This is a genomic window from Arthrobacter sp. zg-Y1116 (genome assembly GCF_024385485.1).
GTDB lineage: Bacteria > Actinomycetota > Actinomycetes > Actinomycetales > Micrococcaceae > Arthrobacter_B.
In genome coordinates this window covers 451053-476265 of record NZ_JANFLR010000001.1, presented here as the reverse complement: position 1 = coordinate 476265, position 25213 = coordinate 451053, and the positions used below count along the sequence as shown (strand labels likewise).

Genomic DNA, 25213 nt, shown 5'->3' with positions numbered 1-25213 from the left:
CTACCGGCCCTTGCCGAGGAAGTCCTGCAGGCGCTCCATCCCGGTGGCGAGGTCTTCGTCGCCCAGGGCGTAGGAGAGGCGGAGGTAGCCCGAGGGGCCGAACGCTTCACCGGGAACCACGGCAACTTCGACGGTGTCGAGGATCAGCGCCGCCAGCTCGGCGGACGTCTGCGGCCGGACCGGGCCTTCCTTGCCCGGGAACTCGCGCCCAAGCAGGCCGCGAACGTCTGCATAGGCGTAGAACGCGCCTTCGGGCATGGGGCATTCGACGCCGTCGATGGCGTTGAGGGCCGACACCATGGCGCGGCGGCGGCGGTCGAAGGCCTGCTTCATTTCATCCACGGCCGTCAGAGGTCCGGACACGGCGGCCAGGGCGGCCATCTGCGACACGTTGGACACGTTGGAGGACAGGTGGGACTGCAGGTTGGTGGCGGCCTTGATGACGTCAGCGGCCGCGATCATCCAGCCGACCCGCCAGCCGGTCATGGCGTAGGTCTTGGCTACGCCGTTCAGCACCACGACCTTGTCGCCCAGCTCCGGGGCCGCGGTGGCGATCGAGGTGAAGGGGACGCCGTCGTAGGTCAGGTGCTCGTAGATTTCATCCGTGATGACCCACAGTCCGTGTTCTGCCGCCCAGCGGCCGATTTCGGCGACCTGTTCCGGAGGATATACGGCGCCGGTGGGGTTGGACGGGGAAACGAAGAGCAGGACCTTGGTGGCCCCGGTGCGGGCTGCCTCAAGCTGCTCGACGCTCACCAGGTAGCCCTGCTCCGGGCCGGCGAACACCTCTACCGGGACACCGCCGGCGAGCCGGATGGCTTCCGGGTACGTGGTCCAGTACGGGGTGGGAACCAGGACTTCGTCGCCCGGGTTCAGCAGCGTAGCGAAGGATTCGTAGACGGCCTGCTTGCCGCCGTTGGTGACCAGGACCTGGGCGGGGTCAACGGCGTAGCCGGAGTCCCGCAGGGTCTTGGCAGCAATCGCCTTCTTGAGCTCAGGGAGCCCGCCGGCGGGGGAGTAGCGGTGGAAACGCGGCTGGCGGGCGGCGTCGACGGCGGCGTCGACGATGTAGCCCGGGGTGGGGAAGTCCGGTTCGCCCGCGCCGAAACCAATCACCGGGCGCCCGGCGGCCTTTAATGCCTTGGCCTTGGCATCCACTGCGAGGGTTGCGGACTCGGCAATGGAAGCGATGCGCTCTGAAATACGGCCGGTGGAAGACATGGGATTCCCGTCTGGTGTGTGGCGGCGGCTAACGTTTGCCGCGTCGGTCCTGCCGGACGACGGCGGCGTTCCCCAGTTTAGGCGCTTGGAATCCCGGCTGCAGGTCGGCACGGCACGGGGCGGACAGGCCCCGGTTCGACGGGACGGAAAAGTTTGCGTAGACTGGTTCTTCGGTGGTTGAGCACACCACGCTGCTTTGTGCCTTTCGGTCGGGGAAATAGTCTTCCGTTCGTTACGGCTACAATGGTGGCGGTAGGGTGAGTTTTCCTCCATAGGGTAGTGGCGCAATTGGTAGCGCAGCGGTCTCCAAAACCGCAGGTTGCAGGTTCGAGTCCTGTCTGCCCTGCGCAGAACTGTCATTTCCGGCAGCTCAGCAGTCCTTCATGGAATGAGCAGTCCCAGCGCTTGCTGCGATTGTGAACCGACACAGATGAGTGAGGCGAAGGTGACCGAGACAGCTGCCAGCAGCTCCAAGGGACACCCCTCCAGCGGGCCCAAGAAGCGCGGGTTCTTCGCCGGTATCGCTCTCTTCCTGCGCCAGGTGATTGCCGAGCTGAAAAAGGTGGTCACCCCCACCCGCAAGGAACTGCTGAGGTACACGCTCGTTGTCCTCGCGTTCGTGATGGTGATGATGCTTATCGTTACGGCTCTCGACTTTGCCTTTGGCAGGGGCGCACTGTGGATCTTCGGCTCGGGCGGCGGCGAAAGCTAGCCAGAGACCTAAGGTTCCCCCCGTTGGGCGTGGAACCGGAGACCATGAGCTAGTGACAAACCCGATAGTGCTCTGAAGAAGAAAGCAGGAATCTACGTGTCCGAGCAAGAACTCGAATCACAGATCAATGACAACGCTGATCTGGATACCGAGGATCAGATGACCGCAGCCGACGTCGACGAGGCGCCCGCTGCTGTTGATGCTTCGGCAGACGAAGAAAACGCAGCCGAAGAGGCTGCCGATTCCGCAGAAGACGCTGAGCCCGAGGAAGATCCGGCTGTTGCCTTCAAGGCAAAGCTGCGCCGCCAGGAGGGTGACTGGTACGTCATCCACTCCTACGCCGGCTATGAAAACCGCGTGAAGTCCAACCTTGAGACCCGCATCCAGACGCTGGACATGGAAGAGGACATCTTCGAAATCCAGGTCCCGATGGAAGAAGTCGTCGAGATCAAGAACACCACGCGGAAGATCGTCAACCGCGTCCGCATTCCCGGTTACGTCCTGGTGCGCATGAACCTCACCGACGAGTCTTGGGGCGTTGTCCGGCACACCCCCGGCGTCACCGGCTTCGTGGGCAATGCCCACAACCCGACTCCTCTGAGCCTGTCCGAGGTGTACTCGATGCTCGAGCACACGATCGTTTCCCCGAAGACCGAGGCCGGCAAGCCTGCACAGCAGCAGTCCTCCAACATTGCCGTTGACTTCGAGGTCGGCGAGCCCGTAACGGTCAACGAAGGCCCGTTCGAGACGCTCCAGGCCACCATCTCGGAGATCAAGCCCGAGTCCCAGCAGCTGGTGGTCCTCGTGACCATCTTCGAGCGCGAGACACCTGTGACCCTCGGCTTCGGCCAGGTCACCAAGCTCCAGTAGCTTTCAGATTTCGCTGTCCGCAGGTCCGCTTTAACCTGCAGGCAGCGTCCGGCCGCCAAGCCATGGCGGCCACCGCCCCGGACGGACGCTCCTGTCCTTCGGGAACATAATTTAGAGAAGGACCCTTTCATGGCCCCCAAGAAAAAGGTCACCGGCCTCATCAAGCTGCAGATCAACGCAGGTGCCGCCAACCCGGCTCCTCCGATTGGTCCGGCACTTGGCCAGCACGGTGTCAACATCATGGAATTCTGCAAGGCGTACAACGCTGCAACGGAATCCCAGCGCGGCAACGTTATCCCGGTGGAAATCACCGTCTACGAAGACCGTTCCTTCACCTTCATCACGAAGACTCCTCCGGCTGCACAGCTGATCAAGAAGGCTGCCGGTGTCGCCAAGGGTTCCGCAACCCCGCACACCACCAAGGTTGCCAACCTGACCCAGGCACAGGTCGAAGAGATCGCCACCATGAAGATGGAAGACCTCAACGCCAACGATGTCCAGGCAGCTGCCAAGATCATCGCCGGCACCGCCCGTTCGATGGGCATCACGGTACAGGGCTAAGTCCCCGTACTCGTTTCACATTCACATAACTGCCGCCGCCCCTGACGGGCGACGGCGCGTGGCAGGGCCCGGCGCGGTCCGACAGACCACAACTGCACAAGGAGAAAAAGCAGATGGCAAAGCGCAGCAAAGCATATGAAGCAGCTGCAGCCAAGATCGATGCGGACAAGCTGTACGCACCGGTCGAGGCTGTAGAGCTGGCGAAGGACACCAATCCTTCCAAGTTCGACGCAACCGTTGAGGTGGCTTTCCGCCTGGGCGTTGACCCCCGTAAGGCTGACCAGATGGTCCGCGGCACGGTCAACCTGCCCCACGGCACCGGCAAGACGGCCCGCGTCCTCGTTTTCGCGACCGGCGAGAAGGCTGAAGCAGCAATCGCTGCCGGCGCCGACTTCGTTGGTTCCGACGACATGATCGAAAAGGTTGCAGCAGGCTGGACCGACTTCGACGCCGCAGTGGCTACCCCGGACATGATGGGCAAGGTCGGCCGCCTGGGCCGCGTGCTCGGCCCGCGTAACCTCATGCCGAACCCGAAGACCGGTACGGTTACCCCGAACGTGGCCAAGGCCGTCACGGACATCAAGGGTGGCAAGATCGACTTCCGCGTCGACAAGCACTCCAACCTGCACTTCATCATCGGCAAGGTGTCCTTCGACGCCCAGAAGCTGGCTGAGAACTACGCAGCAGCTCTGGAAGAGGTCCTTCGCCTCAAGCCGTCGGCAGCCAAGGGCCGCTACATCTCCAAGGCGACCGTGTCCACCACGTTCGGCCCGAGCATCAGCGTTGACCCCAACGTCACCAAGGTTCTCGCCGACGCATAGTCAGCAGTAGTACCCGGGGATTTTCCCTAAAAGAGCGGCCGCAGCCTTTGCTGCGGCCGCTCTTTTGTGTCCGGCCGGTGTGCATCCCGATTCGGTTTTGGAGCCCGGGGCCGCGTGCGGCAGGATGTGTGCCATGACACAGCCGCCCGTTTCCATCGAACCGATTGCCGTCCCGCCCGCCCTGGACGCACCCGGCGCGGCGGACTTCATTACCGTTGCTGAACTGCTGAATGCCCAGCTTCGCGAGTTCTGGGGCAATGACGACTTTTACGGGCCGCCGCAGGCGCAGCTTGCCGGACGGCGCAGTACTCCCTCGCGCCGGCGGGAGATCCTGGCAGCCCGGGCCGGTGCCGACATCGTGGGTGCAGCCCTGGTCAACCTGCCGCTTACGGACAACCTCCACAGTGGAACGGTCAACGTTGTGGTGGCGCCTTCCGCCCGACGCCGCGGCGTCGGAACGCAGCTCTACGCCGCGGCGGAGCAACTGGCCGCGGCGGACAACCGGCGCATGCTCATGGCGGAGACGGACCATTTGCTCTCCGATGAGACGGGACCGATCGCCGGTACGGCGTCGCTGGTCCCGCAGGACGCCGCCGCCTTGTTCGCTTCCGCGTTGGGCTTCTCGCTGGAACTGGTGGACCGCGTCAGCCGGCTGGAGCTGGGAAGCCCTGCAGATGATGAAGCCGTGCTGGAACAGGCGCGGGCCGCAGCCGGAGCGGACTACGAACTCGTCTTCTGGAGCGGGGCGTGCCCCGCGGACCTGGTGGATGCCTACGCGCTCCTGCGGCAGAAAATGAGCATCGATGCGCCGATGGGGGGACTGGAGCTGGCGGAGGAAGCCTGGAACGAAGCACGGGTGCGGGAGTCCGAAGCGCAGGCCCGCGACATGGACGCGGAAGTCCTGGTCAGTGCCGCACGGAAGGTCGCGACGGGCGAGCTTGCCGGGCATACCGTTCTGGAAATCTTCCGCAACAACCCTGCCGTGGTTTACCAGGATGACACCCTGGTGCTGGAGGGCCACCGGGGGAACCGGCTGGGCATGCTGCTGAAAGCCGCGAACCTGGTCCGGCTCCGGGAGGCGGTGCCCGAAGCACGCCGGGTCTACACCTGGAACGCCGAGGAGAACCGGTACATGCTCTCCATTAATGAGCGGCTTGGCTTCCGGCCCATCGGCTACTCCGGGGAATGGCAAAAGGGGCTGTCCGCCGAGTGACACCCAGGTGCCGGCCGCGTGCGGCATCCGCCTGAAGCTGCCGCCGGCCCCGGGATTTGTTCCACGCCCCGATCTCCCGTACTCTGGAACTACCAAAGACCGTCGGTCGATGTGCATTCAATCCCACCGTAAGGCTGAACCTTCAGCCCGCCACTGTGGAACCCGGTTGGACAAACATCCGAAAGTCCCTTGATAGGGCGGCCTGCGCAGGTGAACGAACTGCACTCCGGAACAACGTGTCCGTAGAGTGAAGCCCCGTGCATCTGCCCGGGGCGTTTTTTATGTTCGGGACCCGATCCACCGGCACTATTTCCCCGGAAGGAGGGTTATGGCAACGCCAACAAAGGTGTCAGCAGTCGAGGAAATCACCACCGATTTCAAGGAATCGACCGCTGCTGTCCTAACCGAATACCGCGGGCTCACCGTTGCACAGCTCAAGGAGCTGCGTCGTTCGCTCGGCCAGGACACCAAGTACTCGGTCGTAAAGAACACCCTGACTGGCATTGCAGCCAAGGAAGCCGGCATCGACGCGTTCGAAGGCCAGCTTGCCGGACCTACTGCAATTGCCTTCATCAAGGGTGACGCAGTTGCAGCTGCAAAGAGCCTGACGGATTTTGCCAAGACCAACCCGCAGCTCATCATCAAGACCGGTGTCTTCGAGGGCAATGCCCTGGATGCCTCCGGTGTAGCCGCACTGGCTGCCCTTGAGTCCCGTGAGTTCCAGCTTGCACGCGTCGCCGGTGTCCTCAAGGCACCGATGTCCATGCTCGCCCGCACGGCTGATGCACTGCGCATGAAGCTTGAAGAGGAAAGCGGCGCCCCCGCTGCCTCCGCTGCAGAAGAGGCTCCGGCCGCTGCAGAAGAAGCTCCGGCAGCAGAAGCAGCCACCGAAGAGTAATTCCTCTTCTCCATCAATCTCCGGTGCCTGCGTGCACCAACTATAGGAAGGACGCCACACCATGGCGAAGCTCACCAACGAAGAGCTCATTGAAGCTTTCAAGGAACTGTCCATCATCGAGCTCTCCGATTTCGTGAAGCTCTTCGAGGAGACGTTCGACGTCACCGCTGCTGCTGTCGCAGTTGCCGGCCCCGCTGCCGGTGCCGCTGAAGCCGCTGAAGAGAAGACCGAATTCGACGTCATCCTCGAAGCTGCCGGCGACAAGAAGATCGCAGTGATCAAGGAAGTTCGCTCCCTGACCTCGCTGGGTCTGAAGGAAGCCAAGGACCTGGTTGACAGCGCTCCGAAGGCCGTCCTCGAAGGCGCCAACAAGGAAGCCGCTGACAAGGCCAAGGAAGCTCTCGAAGCTGCCGGCGCCACCGTCACCGTCAAGTAGTTTTTACTGCCTCACCGCGTAAAAACGCTTAGCAGAAGGCCCCGTTCCGAATGGAACGGGGCCTTCTGTGTTTATCTCGGGGCGGTCGCTCCGGGGCGGTCGCTCCGGGGCGGTTGCTCCGGGGCGGTTACGCCTCTTCGCGGTAAAGCAGCAGCGCCTCACCCTGCCCGCCGCCGCCGCAGAGCGCGACGCCGGCCCGGCCGGATCCGCGCCGGGCAAGCTCATGTGCTGCCGTGAGGGCCAGCCTGGCGCCCGAGGCCCCGATCGGATGCCCGAGCGCGATCGCTCCGCCGTGCAGGTTGCACTGTTCCAGGTCCATCCCCAGTTCGTTGAGGGACTGGACCGCCACGGCGCCGAAGGCCTCGTTGATCTCGATGAAGTCCAGGTCCGAGGTGCTCCAGCCGGCCCGGCCGAGCGCGGCGAAGAGGGCGTTGGAGGGCTGGGAATGCAGCGTGTTGTCCGGTCCCGCGACCTGGCCGGGAAGCCCGACGGCGGCGAGGACAGTCAATCCGTTGGCTTCGGCGTAGTCCCGGGTCGTGATGACCAGGGCTGCCGCGCCGTCGGACAGGGGAGAGGAGTTGCCTGCCGTGATGGTTCCTTCGGAATCGAACGCCGGACGAAGGCCGGCCAGCGTATCCACTGTGGTGTTGGGCCGCACGCCCTCGTCCGAGGTAAGGACCAGGGGCTCTCCGCGGCGCTGCGGCACCGTCACGGGAACGATTTCCGCGTCGAAGACCCCCGACGCCATGGCGGCTGCCGCGCGCTGGTGCGAGGCAGCTGCGACTTCGTCCTGCTCCAGGCGCTTGATGGCCAGCTTTGAATTGCCCCGCTCAGTGGAAATGCCCATGGAATCGTTGTCGAAGGCATCAGTGAGGCCGTCGTGGGCCACCGAATCCAGTGCGGAGATGTTGCCGTAGTTCCAGCCCTGCCGGGAACCGGGAAGCAGGTGCGGTCCGCGGGTCATGGATTCCTGGCCGCCGGCCACCACCACGGTGGCCTCGCCGCCGCGGATCAGCCGGGCGGCATCAATCACCGCAGCCAGGCCGGACAGGCAGACCTTGTTGACGGTGACTGCCGGGACGTCCCAGCCGATGCCGGCCTTGATGGAGGCCTGGCGGGCGGGGTTCTGCCCGCAGCCGGCCTGCACCACATGCCCCATGATGACCGAGTCGACATCCGCGGCATCGACGCCGGCTTTGTCCAGCGCGCCCTTGATGGCAAACGCGCCGAGCTCGACGGCCGTGAAGGCGGACAGCTGGCCGTTCAGGCGGCCCTGGGGCGTACGTGCGCCCCCGACAATAACCACTTCGGGAACGGCGGTGCCCTCGCGGGCTGCGGAGGTGCTTGTGGGTGCGTTAGTCACTCGTGCATCGCTTTCGTCGGTGTGTTCGTCATTGAAGACAGGGATAAGGCTACGCCACCCCGGCGCGCAGGGGGGAGAGCGCCGTCACAGGGGTCCGCGGCACTGCACACCATGCGGGCACGCATAAAACCGCCGTTGTGCGGTAAGGTATCTGTATCCGATGCGTGAACGGTGCGCCGGTGCAGCCTGTAGCTCCCCCTCGATTCCGGGATTAGACAGCCCGGAATTCGATCCCCGGAACATCCTTTCGGAGGGGTTGAGCGAAGCAGGGGTCAGATACCGGCTAGACTTGTCTGCCCATAATGCCCTATAGTGGATATTTGCTTCCTCCTGTTAACCTTCAGCCTTCATATAGCGGTGGGCTTCGTTCCGTGCCGGGCAGTATCCGCAACCTGTGGATAGGCCCCATGCCGGACAATGGGACGCACACGGACTCGGTCCGCATCGTGCAGGGGAGGAGGCGTGAAACACGCCTGAAGGTCTGTGGAAGGATCCCTCTTGGTCGCCTCGAGCACCTCTAATAACGAAACCGCTACTAATCCGGAGAACGCAGCTTCCCGGATTTCATTCGCAAAGATTCACGAACCGCTTGACGTTCCCAATCTTCTTGCCCTGCAGACGGACAGCTTTGACTGGCTCGTCGGCAACGAGCGCTGGAAGGCGCGCGTTGAAAAGGCGCGGGAGACCGGCGAACAGGGTATTGCCACCACTTCCGGCCTGGCTGACATCTTCGAGGAAATCTCCCCGATTGAAGACTTCCAGGGCACCATGTCCCTGAGCTTCTCGGAGCCGGAGTTTGCCGACCCGAAGTACACCATGGCGGAGTGCAAGGACCGGGACGCTACGTACTCGGCCCCGTTGTACGTTAAAGCCGAATTCATGAACAACAACACGGGTGAAATCAAGCAGCAGACCGTGTTCATGGGCGACTTCCCCCTCATGACCGACAAGGGAACGTTCGTCATCAACGGCACCGAGCGTGTTGTTGTTTCCCAGCTGGTCCGTTCCCCGGGCGCATACTTCGAGCGCACCGCGGACAAGACCAGCGACAAGGACATCTACACCGCGAAGATCATTCCTTCCCGCGGTGCGTGGTTTGAACTTGAGATCGACAAGCGTGACCAGGTGGGCGTCCGCCTGGACCGCAAGCGCAAGCAGTCCGTCACCGTGCTGCTGAAGGCACTCGGCTGGACCGAAGGCCAGATCCTCGAGACCTTCGGCGAGTACGACTCCATCCGGGCCACCCTGGAAAAGGACCCCACGGAAACCCGCGAAGATGCCCTGCTGGACATCTACCGCAAGCTCCGTCCGGGCGAGCCGCCCACGGTCGAGGCTGCCCAGACCCTGCTGGACAACCTGTACTTCAACCCGAAGCGCTACGATCTGGCCAAGGTTGGCCGCTACAAGATCAACCGCAAGCTGGGCATCGACAAGCCGCTGACGGATTCCGATGCTTCGGTTCTGAACAATGACGACATCGTCGCCATGATCAAGTTCCTCGTTGCACTGCACGCCGGCGAGAAGACGGTTCCGGGCAAGCGCAACGGCGAGGACGTCGACATCCGCGTTGAGGTCGACGACATCGACCACTTCGGCAACCGCCGCATCCGCGCCGTCGGCGAACTGATCGAAAACCAGATCCGCACGGGCCTGTCCCGTATGGAGCGCGTAGTACGCGAACGGATGACCACCCAGGACGTCGAGGCCATCACGCCGCAGACCCTGATCAACATCCGTCCCGTTGTTGCTGCGATCAAGGAGTTCTTCGGAACCTCCCAGCTCTCGCAGTTCATGGACCAGAACAACCCGCTGGCCGGCCTGACACACAAGCGCCGCCTGTCCGCGCTGGGCCCGGGCGGTCTGTCCCGTGACCGCGCAGGCATGGAAGTCCGAGATGTGCACCCGTCCCACTACGGACGTATGTGCCCCATCGAAACCCCTGAAGGTCCGAACATCGGCCTGATCGGTTCGCTGGCTTCCTACGGCCGCATCAACGCCTTCGGCTTCATCGAAACCCCGTACCGCAAGGTCGAGGAAGGCGTAGTCACCGACAAGGTCGACTACCTGACCGCCGATGACGAAGTTGAGCGCACCATTGCCCAGGCAAACGCTCCGCTGCGCGCCGACCAGCACTTCGCCGAGGACCTCGTCCTCGTCCGTGCCCGCGGCGGCTCCGGCGAGCCCGTCCTCGTTGAGCCCAACGAGGTCGAGTACATGGACGTCTCCCCGCGCCAGATGGTGTCGGTGGCTACGGCCCTGATTCCGTTCCTCGAGCATGACGATGCCAACCGCGCCCTCATGGGTGCGAACATGCAGCGCCAGGCTGTGCCGCTGCTCCGTTCCGAGCGTCCCGTCGTGGGCACCGGCATGGAGAAGTACACCGCCGTTGACGCCGGCGACTCCGTGACCGCCAAGAAGCCCGGTGTTGTCACCGAGGTTTCCGCTGACCTCGTCACCGTCATGAACGACGACGGCACCGAGACCAGCTACCCGATCATGAAGTTCGAGCGCTCCAACCAGGGCAACGCCTACAACCAGCGCGTGCTGGTCTCCGAAGGCGCCCGCGTTGAGGTCAACAGCATCATCGCCGACGGTCCCGCAACGGACCAGGGTGAACTGGCCCTTGGTAAGAACCTGCTCGTGGCATTCATGTCATGGGAAGGCCACAACTACGAAGATGCCATCATCCTGTCCCAGCGCATGGTCTCCGACGATGTCCTGACCTCAATCCACATTGAGGAGCACGAGGTTGACGCCCGCGACACCAAGCTTGGTGCCGAGGAAATCACCCGCGACATCCCCAACGTCTCCGAAGAGGTGCTCTCGCAGCTCGACGAGCGCGGCATCATCCACATCGGTGCCGAGGTTGAGGCCGGCGACATCCTGGTTGGCCGCGTCACCCCGAAGGGCGAAACGGAACTGACCCCGGAGGAGCGCCTGCTGCGCGCCATCTTCGGCGAGAAGAGCCGCGAAGTCCGCGACACGTCCCTGAAGGTGCCCCACGGCGAGTCCGGCACCGTCATCGGCGTCCGCATCTTCGACCGTGACAACGACGACGAGCTGCCCCCGGGCGTCAACCAGCTGGTCCGCGTCTACGTGGCCCACAAGCGCAAGATCACCGACGGTGACAAGCTGGCCGGCCGCCACGGCAACAAGGGCGTCATCTCCAAGATCCTCCCGATCGAAGACATGCCGTTCATGGAAGACGGAACCCCCGTCGACATCATCCTGAACCCGCTGGGTGTTCCGGGCCGAATGAACGTCGGACAGGTCCTGGAAATCCACCTGGGCTGGGCTGCCAAGCAGGGCTGGAAGATCGAAGGCGAGCCGGACTGGGTCAAGGACCTGCCGAACCTGCCGCGCGAAACCGGCCCCACCACTGTCGCCACCCCGGTGTTCGACGGTGCCAGCGAGGACGAGATCATCAACCTGCTCGACTCCACCAACGTGACCCGTGACGGCAACCGCCTGATCGGTGCATCGGGCAAGGCCCGGATGTACGACGGCCGCTCCGGCCAGCCGTTCCCGGACCCGATCTCGGTCGGCTACATGTACATCCTGAAGCTGCACCACCTGGTGGACGACAAGATCCACGCACGCTCCACCGGTCCGTACTCCATGATCACGCAGCAGCCGCTGGGTGGTAAGGCACAGTTCGGCGGACAGCGCTTCGGTGAAATGGAAGTCTGGGCCCTGGAAGCGTACGGCGCCGCCTACACGCTGCAGGAACTGCTCACGATCAAGTCCGATGACATCCATGGCCGCGTGAAGGTCTACGAAGCCATCGTCAAGGGTGAGAACATCCCGGAGCCCGGTGTTCCGGAATCGTTCAAGGTCCTGATCAAGGAAATGCAGTCGCTCTGCCTGAATGTGGAAGTCCTCTCCACCGAAGGCAACACGATTGAAATGCGTGACTCGGATGAAGAAGTCTTCCGGGCCGCGGAGGAACTGGGTATCGATCTGTCCCGTGCAGAGCCCAGCTCCGTCGAAGAGGTTTAGCTGGTAGATCCGTCCTGGCCGGCGCCAGGACGGTCCGGAACGGCGGCAACGAAATTCCGCGGCTCGCAGAGCTCGCAGCGGAATATTAAAGCCGCCTAACCCGGACCGGCAGGCGCCGGCCCTGATGGTCACCTTCAATCTTTTCCGCACCCGAGACATTCAGATTTAGAGAACAAGAGAGAACAGGGACCCATGTCCAACGATTCCACGTTCGGCCTCATGCGAATCGGCCTTGCCACCGCGGATGAAATCCGCGGCTGGTCATACGGCGAAGTCAAGAAGCCGGAAACCATCAACTACCGAACCCTGAAGCCGGAGAAGGACGGTCTTTTCTGCGAAAAGATCTTCGGTCCTTCCCGCGACTGGGAATGCTACTGCGGTAAGTACAAGCGCGTCCGCTTCAAGGGCATCATCTGTGAGCGCTGCGGCGTCGAGGTCACCCGTGCCAAGGTGCGCCGCGAACGCATGGGCCACATTGAGCTCGCCGCTCCGGTCACCCACATCTGGTACTTCAAGGGTGTTCCGTCCCGCCTGGGCTACCTGCTGGACCTGGCACCGAAGGACCTTGAGAAGGTCATCTACTTCGCTGCCTACATGATCACCTCGGTGGACGAAGAGAACCGCCACGCGGAACTGCCGAACCTGCAGGCCGAGCACGACGTGGAGCGCAAGCACCTCGTCGACCAGCGCGACTCCGACATTGCCGCGATCGCCAAGGACCTGGAAGGCGAGCTTGCCCGCCTCGAGGGCGAAGGCGCCAAGGCTGCCGACAAGAAGAAGGCACGCGACTCCGCCGACCGCCAGATGGCCAAGGTCCGCCGCGACGCCGACAACAACATCGAGCGCCTCGAGCAGGTCTGGGACCGGTTCAAGAACCTCAAGGTCGGGGACCTGGAGGGCGATGAAGGCCTCTACCGCGAACTGCGTGACCGCTACGGTCTGTACTTCGAAGGCTCCATGGGTGCCGAAGCCATCAAGAAGCGTCTTGAAGACTTCGACATGCAGGCCGAGTCCGAGAATCTGCGCGACATCATCCAGAACGGCAAGGGCCAGCGCAAGACGCGTGCCCTGAAGCGCCTGAAGGTTGTCAACGCGTTCCTGACCACCACGAACAGCCCGCTGGGCATGGTCCTGGATGCCGTTCCGGTTATCCCGCCGGAACTGCGCCCGATGGTCCAGCTCGACGGCGGCCGTTTCGCGACGTCGGACCTTAACGACCTGTACCGCCGCGTGATCAACCGCAACAACCGCCTGAAGCGCCTGCTGGATCTCGGTGCCCCCGAGATCATCGTGAACAACGAAAAGCGGATGCTCCAGGAAGCTGTTGACTCCCTGTTCGACAACGGCCGCCGCGGCCGTCCGGTCACCGGACCGGGCAACCGTCCGCTGAAGTCGCTCTCCGACATGCTCAAGGGCAAGCAGGGCCGCTTCCGCCAGAACCTGCTGGGTAAGCGCGTTGACTACTCCGGCCGTTCCGTTATCGTCGTTGGCCCGCAGCTGAAGCTGCACCAGTGCGGCCTGCCGAAGCAGATGGCACTGGAGCTCTTCAAGCCGTTCGTGATGAAGCGCCTGGTTGACCTCAACCACGCCCAGAACATCAAGAGCGCCAAGCGCATGGTCGAGCGTTTCCGTCCGCAGGTCTGGGACGTACTGGAAGAGATCATCACCGAACACCCGGTGCTGCTCAACCGTGCACCCACCCTGCACCGCCTCGGCATCCAGGCCTTCGAGCCGCAGCTCGTTGAAGGTAAGGCCCTTCAGCTGCACCCGCTGGTCTGCGGCGCCTTCAACGCTGACTTCGACGGCGACCAGATGGCAGTCCACCTGCCGCTGAGCCCCGAAGCCCAGGCTGAAGCACGCATCCTGATGCTGTCCTCGAACAACATCCTGAAGCCGTCCGACGGCCGCCCGGTCACCCTGCCCTCGCAGGATATGATCATCGGCCTGCACCACCTCACCACCAAGCGGAACGGTGCTGCCGGTGAAGGCCGCGTGTTCGGTTCCATGGCCGAAGCCATCATGGCCTTCGACATGGGCGAGCTGCACCTGAACGCACTGGTGAAGATGCGCGTGGACGGCTTCGTCCCCAGCGCAGGCCAGCCGGCACCGGAAGGTTGGGAAGAGGGCACTCCGGCCCTCATCGAAACCTCCCTCGGCCAGGTCATCTTCAACCAGACGCTGCCCGCGGACTACCCGTGGGTGAAGGAAGTTGCCGATAAGGGCCAGCTCTCCGCGATCGTCAACGATCTGGCTGAGCGGTACCCGAAGGTCGTCACGGCTGCAACGCTGGACAACCTGAAGGACGCCGGTTTCTACTGGGCCACCCGCTCGGGCGTTACCGTTGCCATCTCCGATATCGCGGCTCCGATCGACAAGCCCGCCATTATGGAAGGCTACGAAGCGCAGGCTGCCAAGGTTGAAAGCCAGTACGGCAAGGGCCTGATCGCTGAAGACGAGCGCCGCCAGGAACTGATCGACATCTGGAACAAGGCCACCAACGAGGTTGCTGCTGCAATGCGGGCGAACATGCCCGAGTTCAACAACATCAACCGCATGGTGTCCTCCGGTGCCCGTGGTAACTGGCTGCAGGTCCGCCAGATTGCCGGTATCCGTGGCCTGGTGGCCAACCCTAAGGGCGAGATCATCCCGCGCCCGATCAAGTCCTCCTACCGCGAGGGCCTGTCGGTGCTGGAATACTTCATCGCCACCCACGGTGCCCGTAAGGGTCTCGCCGATACCGCTCTGCGTACCGCCAACTCGGGTTACCTGACCCGTCGTCTGGTGGACGTTTCCCAGGACGTCATCGTCCGCGAGGAAGACTGCGGCACCGAGCGCGGCCTGAACGTAACCATCGCGGTTCCGGACTCCAACGGCGAACTGCAGCTGCACGAAGAGGTCGAGAACTCGGCGTACGCCCGTACGCTGGCCACCGACGTCACCGATGCACAGGGCAACGTCCTGGCCAAGGGCGGCGACGATGTGGGCGACGTCCTCATCGCCAAGCTGTTCGAAGCCGGCGTCACCGACATCAAGGTCCGCTCCGTACTCACCTGTGAGTCCGCCGTCGGTACCTGTGCGCTTTGCTACGGCCGCTCCCTGGCCACGGGTAAGACCGTGGACATCGGCGAGGCCGTGGGCATCATTGCCGCACAGTCCATTGGTGAGCCGGGTACCCAGCTGACCATGCGTACCTTCCACACCGGTGGTGTTGCTTCCGCTGAGGACATCACCCAGGGTCTGCCCCGTATCCAGGAGCTCTTCGAAGCACGTACGCCTAAGGGTGTTGCTCCGATCTCCGAGACCGCGGGCCGGGTCACGCTGGAAGAGACCGACCGCCAGATGCGTCTGGTTGTCACTCCCGACGACGGCTCCGAGGAAATCGCCTACCCGGTCCTGCGCCGTGCCCGCCTCCTGGTTGCCGACGGCGACCACGTAGAGGTTGGCCAGCAGCTGGTCTTCGGTGCGGTGGATCCCAAGCAGATCCTCCGTATCCTCGGCCCGCGCAAGGCACAGGAATTCCTGGTGGACGAAGTCCAGCGCGTATACCGCAGCCAGGGTGTGGGCATCCACGACAAGCACGTCGAGGTTATTGTCCGCCAGATGCTGCGCCGCGTCACCGTGATCGAGTCCGGCGATTCCGATCTGCTCCCGGGTGAGCTGACTGAACGCCGCCGCTTCGAAAGCGAGAACCGCCGCGTCGTTTCGGAAGGCAAGAAGCCTGCTTCGGGCCGTCCGGAACTCATGGGTATCACCAAGGCCTCCCTGGCCACCGAGTCCTGGCTGTCCGCAGCTTCCTTCCAGGAGACAACCCGCGTCCTGACGCAGGCTGCCATGGAAGGCAAGAGCGATCCGCTGCTCGGCCTCAAGGAGAACGTCATCATCGGTAAGTTGATCCCGGCCGGAACGGGCCTGCCCCGTTACACCGAGGTCACTGTCGAGCCGACCGAAGAAGCAAAGGCCAATCTCTTCACCGGCCCGAGCGCCTTCAGCGACTTCGACTACGCCGGCGTTGACGGCGGCCTGAGCCCTGAGTTCCACGCCATCCCGCTGGATGACTACGACATGGGCAGCGACTTCCGCTAACCAAGGCAACAGGCGCCGCGTGTAGCGCGCAGCGTCAACGGCAGGTCCCGCACCCCAGGGTGCGGGACCTGCCGCGTTTAACGGGCGTGCCGGATAGCTGCTGTGGCAGATAACTGCTGTGCGAAACTTAGACATGGCCAATTCCCCGAGCGGCGAGTCAATGACCAGCCGGATCGTGCGGGTGATCAGTGCCTTCGACGAAACCCACCAGGCCATGCCCATCGCCATGCTGGCCCGCCGTGCCGGGCTGCCGCTGTCCACCGCGCACCGGATCGTGAACGAGCTGATGGGGCACGGCTTCCTGCAGCGGGAAGCCGACGGCGGCGTCCGCCTGGGCCTTCGCCTGTGGGAACTGGCCAACCGCAGCTCCGCCGCGCTCGGCCTCAAGCAGATTGCCATGCCGTTTATGGAAGACATCCAGGCTGTGGTCCGGCAGCACACCCAGCTGTCCGTGCTGCGCTCGGATGAGGTTCTGTTCATCGAACGCCTTTCCAGCCACGGATCGGTGCTGAACCACGCGAAGGTCGCCGGGCGGCTCCCTGTCCACGTGTCCTCATCGGGGATGGTGATGATGGCCCACTCGCCGCGGCACGTACAGGAGGAGTACCTGGCGCAGCAGAACCCGGCTGCCTCCGAAGAAAAGCGGCTGCGTTCGTCCTGGGCAAAGATGCGCCTTGAGGGCAGCGCAAGCCTGCCCGGCGCCGTCGTTCCGGACACCACCGGAATAGCCGTGCCCGTCTTCGGCCCGGGCGGCACGGCCGTGGCTGCCATCGGAGTGGTGGTGCCCACCGGCAGCGAACACATCTCTTCGACCATCCCGGCGCTGATGACTGCTGCCCGCGGAATCTCCCGCGGCCTGGGCGTCCGGGCGGACGCCGCCGGGCCGCACTACCAGCGCTGACCCACCGGCAAGCCGTGGCCGGATCCGGCCGTGCCGCGTGGCGCTGCCGGCCGGCGGCGGACTCCCGGGTAATAGTAGTGCCGGGCCGGCAGCACATCCTGCCGGGACCTTCTCCGGCAATTCCGTGCCGGCACCAAACGGCGCGGCACAACGGGGGACAGAGTGGCAAAATCAGGGGCGGGCGTCTGGTCGCTGCCTGCTTTCCGTGGCCTGTGGCTGGCCACCACTGCGGTGCACGCCGGTCGTGATGTCGCCGTGTTTGCCGTGTCGGTGGGAATGATCTCCGTGCTCGGCGCTACGCCGTTCGAGGCCGGGCTGGCCGCACCCCTGAGCAGTGCCGGGCCGCTGCTTTTCGGGCTGGTGGCGGGGGTGGCTGTTGACCGGTGGGGGCAGCGGCGGACCATGCTCGCCATGACCTGGGTCCGTGCGGGAGCCTATGCCTGGGCCGTTGCCTCGTTCTTCCTGGGCTGGCTGGAGGCATGGCAGCTGCTGCTCGTCATCCTGGTGGTCGGGATTGCCGACGTGTTCTTTATGGCCGCCCATACCTCGGTGTTGCCGCGGCTGGTGGGACGGCACCGGATCGCCGATGCTGCGTCTTCGCTGATGGCCTCCGAGCAGGTGGTGTCCCTGGCCGGTCCGGCGGCCGGAGGGATCCTGGTGCGGCTTCTCCCGGCGCCGGCAGTGCTTGCCGTAAGCGCAGCCACACAGCTGGTCGCCGCCGCGGGACTGGCCCGGCTGCCCCCGGACCACCCGGCCCCGCCGAAGACGGACCGGCCGGGCATCCGGGAAGCCGTCGCGACGGGGGTCAGGTTCATCGCCGGCCACCGCGTTCTGCTGGCACTGATCATGACTACCACCACCAACAACTTTGCTGCCGGTCTCTACCAGGCTGCCGAGTCCTGGTTCATCCTTCACGATCTGGCAATGGACCCGGTGCTCTTCGGTGCCATCTGGTCCGTCAGCGCCGTTGGCGGCATCGTCGGCGCGGTGCTGGCCCCGCGTATCGGAAAGGCCATCGGCCCGCTCCGGGCAATGCTGCTGGCAGCGCTGATGATGCCGCTGAACTTCGCGCTCGTCCCGCTCACCGCACTCTGGCCGCATCTCGCAGTGCTGAGCATCGGGGTGTCGTTCACCCTTTTCGGCCTGGCTCTTGGCCTGATGATGGTGAACAGCTCGGCCCTGACCACTGCACTGATCCCGGATGAGCTGCTGGCCCGCGTGTCGTCCACCCGCCGAACCCTCACCCAGGGCTCCGTTGTGCTGGGCGGTGTCCTCGGAGCGGTGCTGCTGGGCTGGATCGGTGCTGTGCCGACCCTCTGGCTGGCCGTGGCCGTGGCGCTGGGCCAGTGCGTGTTCCTGCTGCGGATAGGAGTGCCCCGGCGGGGTGCGCTGCTGGCTTCGGAGCTCCCCGCGGCGCCGGATGCCGGCCGAATTCCCATTCAATGAGAATCACTTTGCTGCTCCCCGTGTGCCGGCAGTCACACTGGGAGGTAGTGTCCGCTACAAAGTTTTCAAGGGAGTAATAGATGGGCGCAGAGCGCACTATCCTCAAGACGCAGGTCGGCATTGTGGGCGGCGGCCCCGCCGGACTGATGCTTTCGCACCTGCTGTCGAAGTCCGGCATCGACAACATCGTTGTGGAGAAGCGGGACCGCGAGACCATCCGCACCACCCACCGGGCCGGCATCCTGGAGCACGGAAGTGTCCGCATGCTGACCGATTCCGGGGTAAGCAACCGGGTGCTTACGGAGGGGTACCGCCACGAGGGAATCGACCTGCGCTTCGGCGGCGAGAGCCACCGGATCGATTTTGAAGACCTGGTGGGGGAGTCCGTGTGGCTGTACCCGCAGAATGAGGTCTTCACGGACCTGGCCGCCGCCCGGGAACGGGACCACGGCGATGTCCGATACGGAGTCAGCGGAACATCCGTCACGGACCTGACGACGAGCACCCCTAAGATCCTGTTCACCGACAGCGACGGCCGGGACTTTGAAGTCCACTGTGAAATCCTGGTGGGCTCCGACGGTTCCGGGGGCATCTGCAAGCGCTCCATCCCCCAGGAAGCGCGCACGGATAACTTCATCGAATACCCCTTCGCCTGGTTCGGCATCCTCACCAAGGCTGCTCCCAGCGCCCCGGAACTGATCTACGCCAATTCCGACCGCGGCTTTGCCCTGATCAGCCAGCGCAACGACTCCGTCCAGCGGATGTACTTCCAGTGTGATCCGAACGAGGATGCGGACGCGTGGAGCGAGGACCGCATCTGGAACGAACTCCAGGCACGGGTGGACGGCCCGGACGGCTTCGAGCTGACCCGGGGCCCCATCTTCGAAAAGACCGTCCTGAAGTTCCGCAGCTATGTGTGCGAACCCCTGCGCTACGGCAACCTGTTCCTGGCGGGCGACGCCGGGCACACGGTTCCGCCCACCGGCGCCAAGGGCCTCAACCTCGCCCTGGCGGACGTGAAAGTACTGTTCGAGGCCATTGACTCGTTCTACGCCACCAAGTCCACGGACCTGCTGGACGGCTACAGCGACAAGGCACTGCAGCGGGTCTGGCGCGCGCAGAACTTCTCCTATTGGATGACGTCGATGCTGCACACCCGGGTGGACGCCAGCCCCTTCGAGCGCAAGCGTGCGCTGGGAGAGCTCAGCGGCGTCGTCTCCTCCCGGCACGGCAGCGCCTACCTGGCCGAGGCCTACACGGGCTGGCCGCACGACTAGCGTTCGCATAACGAACATCTGTACATCCATCGAACAGGCGGTGTAACGTGGTCTCGACCACGTGGATGCTTGGAAAGCCGGAGCGCGAGGGTGCGCTTCATTGAAAGGAAAACCCATGGAAATGGAAGAGAACCTTTTCTCGAACAGCCATGTCATCGAGAAGCTGGACGCGGCCGAGGCCTCGCAGGACCAGATCTCCGCTGAAATCGCCGCGGTCCACGCCGAGTACTCCAAGGGGGTGGACGACGGCGCCGCCGAGGAGACCCAGCCCCGCATCGATTTCTCGCCCTACCGTAGTTCCCTCCTGCGCCACCCCACCAAGGATCCGCACCATGTGGACCCCGAAACCATCGAGCTGTGGTCCCCGGCATTCGGGCACCAGGACGTCCACGCGCTCGAGAGCGACCTGACCATCCAGCACAACGGCGAACCGATGGGGGAGCGGATCATCGTCCGCGGACGCATCCTCGACGGCGACGGGCACCCCGTCCGCAACCAGCTGGTGGAAATCTGGCAGGCCAACTCCGCCGGCCGCTACATCCACAAGCGCGACCAGCACCCGGCACCGCTGGACCCGAACTTCACCGGCGTCGGCCGCTGCATCACCACCGACGACGGTTCCTACGAGTTCACCACCATCAAGCCCGGTCCGTACCCGTGGAAGAACCATTACAACGCCTGGCGCCCGGCGCACATCCACTTCTCGCTCTTCGGCACCGACTTCACCCAGCGCATGATCACCCAGATGTACTTCCCCGGGGATCCGCTTTTCGCGCTGGATCCGATCTACCAGTCGATTACGGACACCAAGGCCCGCGACCGCCTCGTGGCCACGTACGACCACAACATCACCTCGCATGAGTGGGCCACCGGCTACAACTGGGACATCGTGCTCACCGGCAGCAACCGCACCTGGATGGAAGACGAGGACGCAGAGTAATGAACGAGCAGAAGCTAACCGCCACGCCCGGCCAGACCATCGGCCCGTTCTACGGCTACGCCCTCCCCTTCGAGAAGGACAACCAGCTGCTGCCTCCGGGGATGCCCGGCAGCGTCCGGCTCCAGGGCACCGTGACCGACGGCGCCGGAGAAACCATTCCGGACGCCCTGCTGGAAATCTGGCAGGCCGACGCCGACGGCAATATCCCCCAGCGGACCGGATCCCTGGTCCGTGACGGCTACACCTTCACCGGCTGGGGCCGCACCGCCGTCGACAATGCCGGCAATTACACCTTCACCACGGTCAACCCGGGCCCCACGGAAGAGGGATCGGCCCCCTTCATCTCCGTCGTCATCTTTGCCCGCGGCCTGCTCAACAAGCTGCACACCCGGATGTACCTGCCGGACGACGAAGAGGCCCTGGCCCGCGACGCCCTGCTGTCCTCGCTGCCCGAGGAACGCCGGCGCACCCTGATCGCCACCCGCGAAGCGGACGGCGGACTCCGCTGGAACATCTGCCTGCAGGGCGAAGACGAAACCGTCTTCCTCACCTACCCCGGGGCGTAACCGTGGGTGCAGCGGACAGTGCGGACTACGGACTGCTCTCCCCGGCCTGGGCGGGCACCCGGGTCGCGGAACTGACCGGGGACCGGCAGCTGCTCCAGGCCCTCCTGGACGTGGAGCTCGAATGGGTGCGCGTGCTGGCCTCCGCCGGCCTGGCCGATCCGGAAGCTCCGGCCGCGGTGGCCGCCGTCAGCGATGCCTCCCGGTACGACGCCGCGTCCCTGGCCGAGCGGGCGCAGGGCGGCGGCAATCCCGTGATTCCGCTGCTGGCCGACCTCCGGACCCAGGCACGGGAATCTTCGCCGAAGGCCGCGGCCGCCATCCACCGCGGCGCCACCAGCCAGGACATCATGGACACCGCCCTGATGCTGCTGGCCCGCCGCGCCCTGGAAACCATCATCACGGATGCCGACCGTGCCGCCGCTGCCCTGGGAGCCACCGCCCGGCGCCACGCGGCGACCCTGTGCGTTGCACGGACCCTTACCCAGCACTCGCTGCCGTCCACCTTCGGCCTGCGCGCCGCCCAGTGGCTGCACGGGGTGGGCAGCGCCGCGCAGGGGCTGCGTACCGCCGCCGGCAACCTCCAGCTGCAGTGGGGCGGCGCCTCCGGAACCCTTGCCGCAGTTTCCCTGGCGGCCGGCTCTGCTGCCCCCGGGGCGGAGCGCACCACCGCCTTCGACCTCACTGCCCGCCTGGCCCGCGGCCTCGGCCTGGCCGAGCCCCTGGCCCCGTGGCAGACCAACCGGCTGCCGGTGACCGCCCTCGGCGCTGCACTGCAGGACTTCACCGCCGCGGCCGGAAAGGTTGCCAACGACGTACTGCTGCTCAGCCGGCCGGAAATCGGAGAGGTCTCCGAACCCCGGGCCGCCGGACGCGGGGGATCCTCCGCCATGCCGCAGAAGCAGAACCCCGTCCTGTCCGTCCTGATCCGCAGTGCGGCCCTGGCGGCACCCGGCTACGGCCTGCAGCTGAACGCCGCTGCCGCGGCCGCGGACGATGAGCGGCCCAGCGGCTCCTGGCACGTGGAATGGCAGGCCCTGCGCTCCCTGCTGCGCCTCGCCGGGGGAGCAGCCGCCAAGCTGGCCGAACTGGCCGAAGGCCTGCAGGTCTCCACGGACGCGCTGGCCCGCAACCTGGAATCCGCCGGGCCGCTTGTGGTCAGCGAGAAAATCATGGCCGTGGCCGCCCCGCTGCTCGACGACGGCGTGCCCGGACGCGGTAAGGAAATCATCGCCGACACAGTGGCCCGCTCGCTGTCCTCCGGCGAGCCCTTCGAAGAGCTGCTGCGCGCAGCCGTCCCCACCGAGGTCCTTTCCGATACGGAACTCAAAAGCATCCTCGACCCCGCCGAATACCTAGGGGAGGCCACCGCCCTCATTGAGCGGATCACCGCGGCCTACCCCGGAAAGTCCCCTGTATGAGCATCCCCGCCATCAAGGCCTCGCGCCTGTCCAACGCCGGCCCCGCGGCCCCCGTCCTGATCGCCGGCCCGTCGCTGGGCACTGCGTCCATGCCGTTGTGGAGCCGGGCCGCTGCCGCCCTGGACACCTTCACCGTCATCGCCTGGGACCTGCCAGGCCACGGTGCCAGCCCCGCTGCAGGGGAGTCCTTCAGCATCGCGGACCTGGCCTCCGCCGTCGCGTCGATGGTCACCGCAGCCCGCAGCGCCGGAGACATTCCCGCAGATGTGCCGGTCTTCTACGCCGGGGTGTCGCTGGGCGGCGCGGTAGGGCTCCAGCTTGGACTGGACCACGGGTCGCTGTTCGACGGCGTGGCCGTCCTCTGCTCCGGTGCCAAGATCGGCGAAACCGGAGCCTGGGAGGAACGCGCGGAAACGGTGCGTGTCCAGGGCACACCCACCCAGGTGGTCGGCTCGGGCCAGCGCTGGTTCGCCCCGGGCTTTATGGACCGGGAACCCGCCGCCGCTGCCGCCCTGCTCCACTCGCTGCAGGACGCGGACCGCTTCTCCTACGCCCTCTGCTGCCGCGCACTGGCGACCTTCGATGTCCGGGGACGGCTGCCGGACATCACTGTCCCCGTGCTCGCGGTAGCCGGTGCCGACGACGTCGTCACCCCGCCGTCGTTCGCGCAGCTCATTGCCGACCGGGTGGCCAACGGAACCGCCGCCGTCGTCGACGACGCCGCGCACCTGGTTCCGGTGGAGCAGCCGGCCGTAACCGCAGAACTGCTGAAGGACTTCTTCGGCGCCCAGTACCTTGAAGGGAAATAACGCTGTGATCGCAGACGCCGACAAGAGCCGGCAGGACGTGTACAACGAGGGCATGGCGGTGCGCCGCGAAGTCCTCGGTGCCGAGCACGTGGACCGCGCCAACGCAGGCAAGGACGAGTTCACCACCGACTTCCAGGACCTGATCACCCAGTACGCCTGGGGCACCATCTGGACCCGTCCGGGCCTGCCGCGCACCATGCGCAGCGCCATCACCCTGACGGCACTGATAGCCCACGGCCACCTGGAGGAGTTCGCCATGCATGTCCGGGCAGCGCTGCGCAACGGCCTGGACCGCGACGAGATCAAGGAAATCGTGCTGCAGTCCGCCATCTACTGCGGCGTGCCCTCCGCCAATTCCGCCTTCAAGGTGGCCCAGGGCGTCTTCCGCGAGATTGACGCCGCGGCCTGAGCAGGGCCTTCGTCCCTTCCAGCACTTCCAGTTTTCGCTTTCCAGTTCAAGGAGCACCGGTGAACCAGGCCTATATCTACGACGCAGTCCGCACCCCCTTCGGCAAATTCGGCGGCGCCCTCGCCGGCGTCCGCCCGGACGACCTGGCCGCCCAGGTCCTGAAGGCCTCCGTGTCCCGGGCGCCCGGCCTTGACCCCGAGCGGATCGACGAAGTGGTCTTCGGCAACGCCAACGGTGCCGGCGAGGAAAACCGCAATGTCGCCCGGATGGCCACGCTGCTGGCAGGCCTGCCCACCTCGATCCCGGGCACCACGGTCAACCGCCTCTGCGGCTCGTCCCTCGACGCGGCACTGATCGCCTCACGGCAGATCAACACCGGTGAAGCGGACCTGATGCTCATTGGCGGTGTCGAGTCCATGAGCCGTGCCCCCTGGGTGCTGCCCAAGAACGAGAAGCCCTATCCGGCCGGAGACCAGAACCTGGCCTCGACCACGCTGGGCTGGCGGCTGGTCAACCCGGCCATGCCGAAGGAATGGACTGTCTCCCTGGGGGAGGCCACCGAGCAGCTGCGCGAGAAGTACGGCATCACCCGGGAACGCCAGGATGAGTTCGCCGCAGCCTCCCACGCCCTCGCCGCCAAGGCGTGGGACGAGGGCAGATACGCGAACCTGACCGTCGCCGTCGACGGCGTGGACCTGGACCGGGATGAAAGCATCCGCGCCGGCTCCACGGTCGAGAAGCTCGCCACGCTGCGCACCGTTTTCCGGCCTGCGTCCGAGGACGTCTCCGGCGGCACCGTCACCGCCGGCAACGCTTCCCCCTTGAACGACGGCGCCTCCGCGGCCTGGCTGGGCAGCGAAAACGCTGCCGGCATCCTCGGCCTGGACCCGCTGGCCCGGATCGCCGGCCGCGGCGCTGCAGCCAACGAGCCGCAGTACTTCGGTTACGCCCCGGTGGAAGCGGCCAACACGGCGCTGAAGCGTGCCGGCATCAGCTGGAGCGACGTCGGTGCCGTTGAACTCAACGAGGCCTTCGCAGCCCAGTCACTGGCCTGCCTGGACGCCTGGGATGTGGACCCGGCCATCGTCAACGCCTGGGGCGGCGCCGTCGCCATCGGACACCCGCTCGGCGCGTCCGGCACCCGCATCCTCGGCACGCTGGCCCGCCGGCTGCAGGAATCTGGAGAGCGCTGGGGCGTGGCCGCGATCTGCATCGGCGTGGGCCAGGGCCTCGCCGTCGTGCTCGAAAACGCCAACTGAGAATCCAGTTA

General features: G+C 65.2%; 20 protein-coding genes and 1 tRNA gene. 19 read left to right on the top strand and 2 right to left on the bottom strand.

The window, feature by feature from the left end; translation table 11 throughout:
* On the bottom strand, positions 1 to 1221 hold the full coding sequence (locus NNX34_RS02150) for a pyridoxal phosphate-dependent aminotransferase (RefSeq protein WP_255764899.1): 1221 nt from the start codon (positions 1219 to 1221) through the stop codon (positions 1 to 3).
* A gap of 273 nt (positions 1222 to 1494) precedes the next feature.
* On the opposite strand from NNX34_RS02150, the gene NNX34_RS02145 reads away from it, so the two are divergent.
* The 8 genes from NNX34_RS02145 (at position 1495) to rplL (ending at position 6732) form a co-directional block, all read left to right on the top strand.
* Positions 1495 to 1567, top strand: a tRNA-Trp gene (locus NNX34_RS02145).
* An 84-nt stretch (positions 1568 to 1651) separates the two neighbouring features.
* Positions 1652 to 1933, top strand: coding sequence for a preprotein translocase subunit SecE (gene secE, locus NNX34_RS02140; protein ID WP_227918785.1), 282 nt, complete (start codon positions 1652 to 1654; stop codon positions 1931 to 1933).
* A 96-nt stretch (positions 1934 to 2029) separates the two neighbouring features.
* Positions 2030 to 2803, top strand: coding sequence for a transcription termination/antitermination protein NusG (gene nusG / locus NNX34_RS02135; RefSeq protein WP_230021194.1), 774 nt, complete (start codon positions 2030 to 2032; stop codon positions 2801 to 2803).
* A gap of 129 nt (positions 2804 to 2932) precedes the next feature.
* Positions 2933 to 3364 (top strand): 50S ribosomal protein L11, encoded by a 432-nt coding sequence (gene rplK / locus NNX34_RS02130; RefSeq protein WP_227918781.1) that lies wholly within the window; start codon positions 2933 to 2935, stop codon positions 3362 to 3364.
* A 113-nt stretch (positions 3365 to 3477) separates the two neighbouring features.
* Positions 3478 to 4185 carry a 50S ribosomal protein L1 gene (rplA, locus tag NNX34_RS02125; RefSeq protein WP_227918778.1) on the top strand — a complete coding sequence of 236 codons (708 nt, stop codon included), beginning with the start codon at positions 3478 to 3480 and terminating at the stop codon, positions 4183 to 4185.
* Between the two features lie 133 nt (positions 4186 to 4318).
* Complete coding sequence (locus NNX34_RS02120) at positions 4319 to 5398, top strand: GNAT family N-acetyltransferase (protein WP_255764898.1); 1080 nt, start codon at positions 4319 to 4321, stop codon at positions 5396 to 5398.
* Positions 5399 to 5726: 328 nt separating this feature from the next.
* Complete coding sequence (rplJ, locus tag NNX34_RS02115) at positions 5727 to 6296, top strand: 50S ribosomal protein L10 (RefSeq protein WP_227918774.1); 570 nt, start codon at positions 5727 to 5729, stop codon at positions 6294 to 6296.
* A gap of 61 nt (positions 6297 to 6357) precedes the next feature.
* The gene (gene rplL, locus NNX34_RS02110) at positions 6358 to 6732 is read left to right on the top strand and encodes a 50S ribosomal protein L7/L12 (protein WP_227918771.1); all 375 of its coding nucleotides are present in this window, start codon (positions 6358 to 6360) and stop codon (positions 6730 to 6732) included.
* Between the two features lie 127 nt (positions 6733 to 6859).
* Here rplL and NNX34_RS02105 read toward each other — a convergent pair whose 3' ends face one another.
* Complete coding sequence (locus tag NNX34_RS02105; RefSeq protein ID WP_255764897.1) at positions 6860 to 8095, bottom strand: acetyl-CoA C-acetyltransferase; 1236 nt, start codon at positions 8093 to 8095, stop codon at positions 6860 to 6862.
* 498 nt (positions 8096 to 8593) lie between these two features.
* Between NNX34_RS02105 and rpoB the strand changes: the two genes are divergently transcribed.
* The 11 genes from rpoB (at position 8594) to NNX34_RS02050 (ending at position 25202) form a co-directional block, all read left to right on the top strand.
* Positions 8594 to 12094, top strand: a complete 3501-nt coding sequence (gene rpoB, locus NNX34_RS02100; protein ID WP_255764896.1) for a DNA-directed RNA polymerase subunit beta — start codon at positions 8594 to 8596, stop codon at positions 12092 to 12094.
* 192 nt (positions 12095 to 12286) lie between these two features.
* Positions 12287 to 16177 carry a DNA-directed RNA polymerase subunit beta' gene (locus NNX34_RS02095; RefSeq protein WP_227918767.1) on the top strand — a complete coding sequence of 1297 codons (3891 nt, stop codon included), beginning with the start codon at positions 12287 to 12289 and terminating at the stop codon, positions 16175 to 16177.
* A 133-nt stretch (positions 16178 to 16310) separates the two neighbouring features.
* Positions 16311 to 17078, top strand: coding sequence for an IclR family transcriptional regulator (locus tag NNX34_RS02090; protein ID WP_255764895.1), 768 nt, complete (start codon positions 16311 to 16313; stop codon positions 17076 to 17078).
* 162 nt (positions 17079 to 17240) lie between these two features.
* Entirely contained in the window at positions 17241 to 18524 is a 1284-nt protein-coding gene (locus tag NNX34_RS02085) for an MFS transporter (RefSeq protein WP_255764894.1), read from the top strand.
* 80 nt (positions 18525 to 18604) lie between these two features.
* On the top strand, positions 18605 to 19801 hold the full coding sequence (locus tag NNX34_RS02080; RefSeq protein ID WP_255764893.1) for a 4-hydroxybenzoate 3-monooxygenase: 1197 nt from the start codon (positions 18605 to 18607) through the stop codon (positions 19799 to 19801).
* A 115-nt stretch (positions 19802 to 19916) separates the two neighbouring features.
* Positions 19917 to 20741, top strand: coding sequence for a protocatechuate 3,4-dioxygenase subunit beta (gene pcaH, locus NNX34_RS02075; protein WP_370646920.1), 825 nt, complete (start codon positions 19917 to 19919; stop codon positions 20739 to 20741).
* Complete coding sequence (gene pcaG, locus NNX34_RS02070) at positions 20741 to 21307, top strand: protocatechuate 3,4-dioxygenase subunit alpha (protein WP_255764892.1); 567 nt, start codon at positions 20741 to 20743, stop codon at positions 21305 to 21307. The genes pcaH and pcaG overlap by 1 nt, the downstream gene beginning before the upstream one ends.
* A gap of 2 nt (positions 21308 to 21309) precedes the next feature.
* A complete protein-coding gene (locus NNX34_RS02065; protein WP_255764891.1) occupies positions 21310 to 22725 on the top strand; it encodes a lyase family protein in 1416 nt (471 codons plus the stop codon).
* Positions 22722 to 23534, top strand: a complete 813-nt coding sequence (locus NNX34_RS02060; RefSeq protein WP_255764890.1) for an alpha/beta fold hydrolase — start codon at positions 22722 to 22724, stop codon at positions 23532 to 23534. The genes NNX34_RS02065 and NNX34_RS02060 overlap by 4 nt, the downstream gene beginning before the upstream one ends.
* A 52-nt stretch (positions 23535 to 23586) precedes the next feature.
* The gene (gene pcaC / locus NNX34_RS02055) at positions 23587 to 23943 is read left to right on the top strand and encodes a 4-carboxymuconolactone decarboxylase (RefSeq protein WP_146361690.1); all 357 of its coding nucleotides are present in this window, start codon (positions 23587 to 23589) and stop codon (positions 23941 to 23943) included.
* A gap of 59 nt (positions 23944 to 24002) precedes the next feature.
* Positions 24003 to 25202, top strand: coding sequence for a thiolase family protein (locus NNX34_RS02050; protein WP_255764889.1), 1200 nt, complete (start codon positions 24003 to 24005; stop codon positions 25200 to 25202).
* The last annotated feature ends 11 nt before the right edge of the window (positions 25203 to 25213 follow it).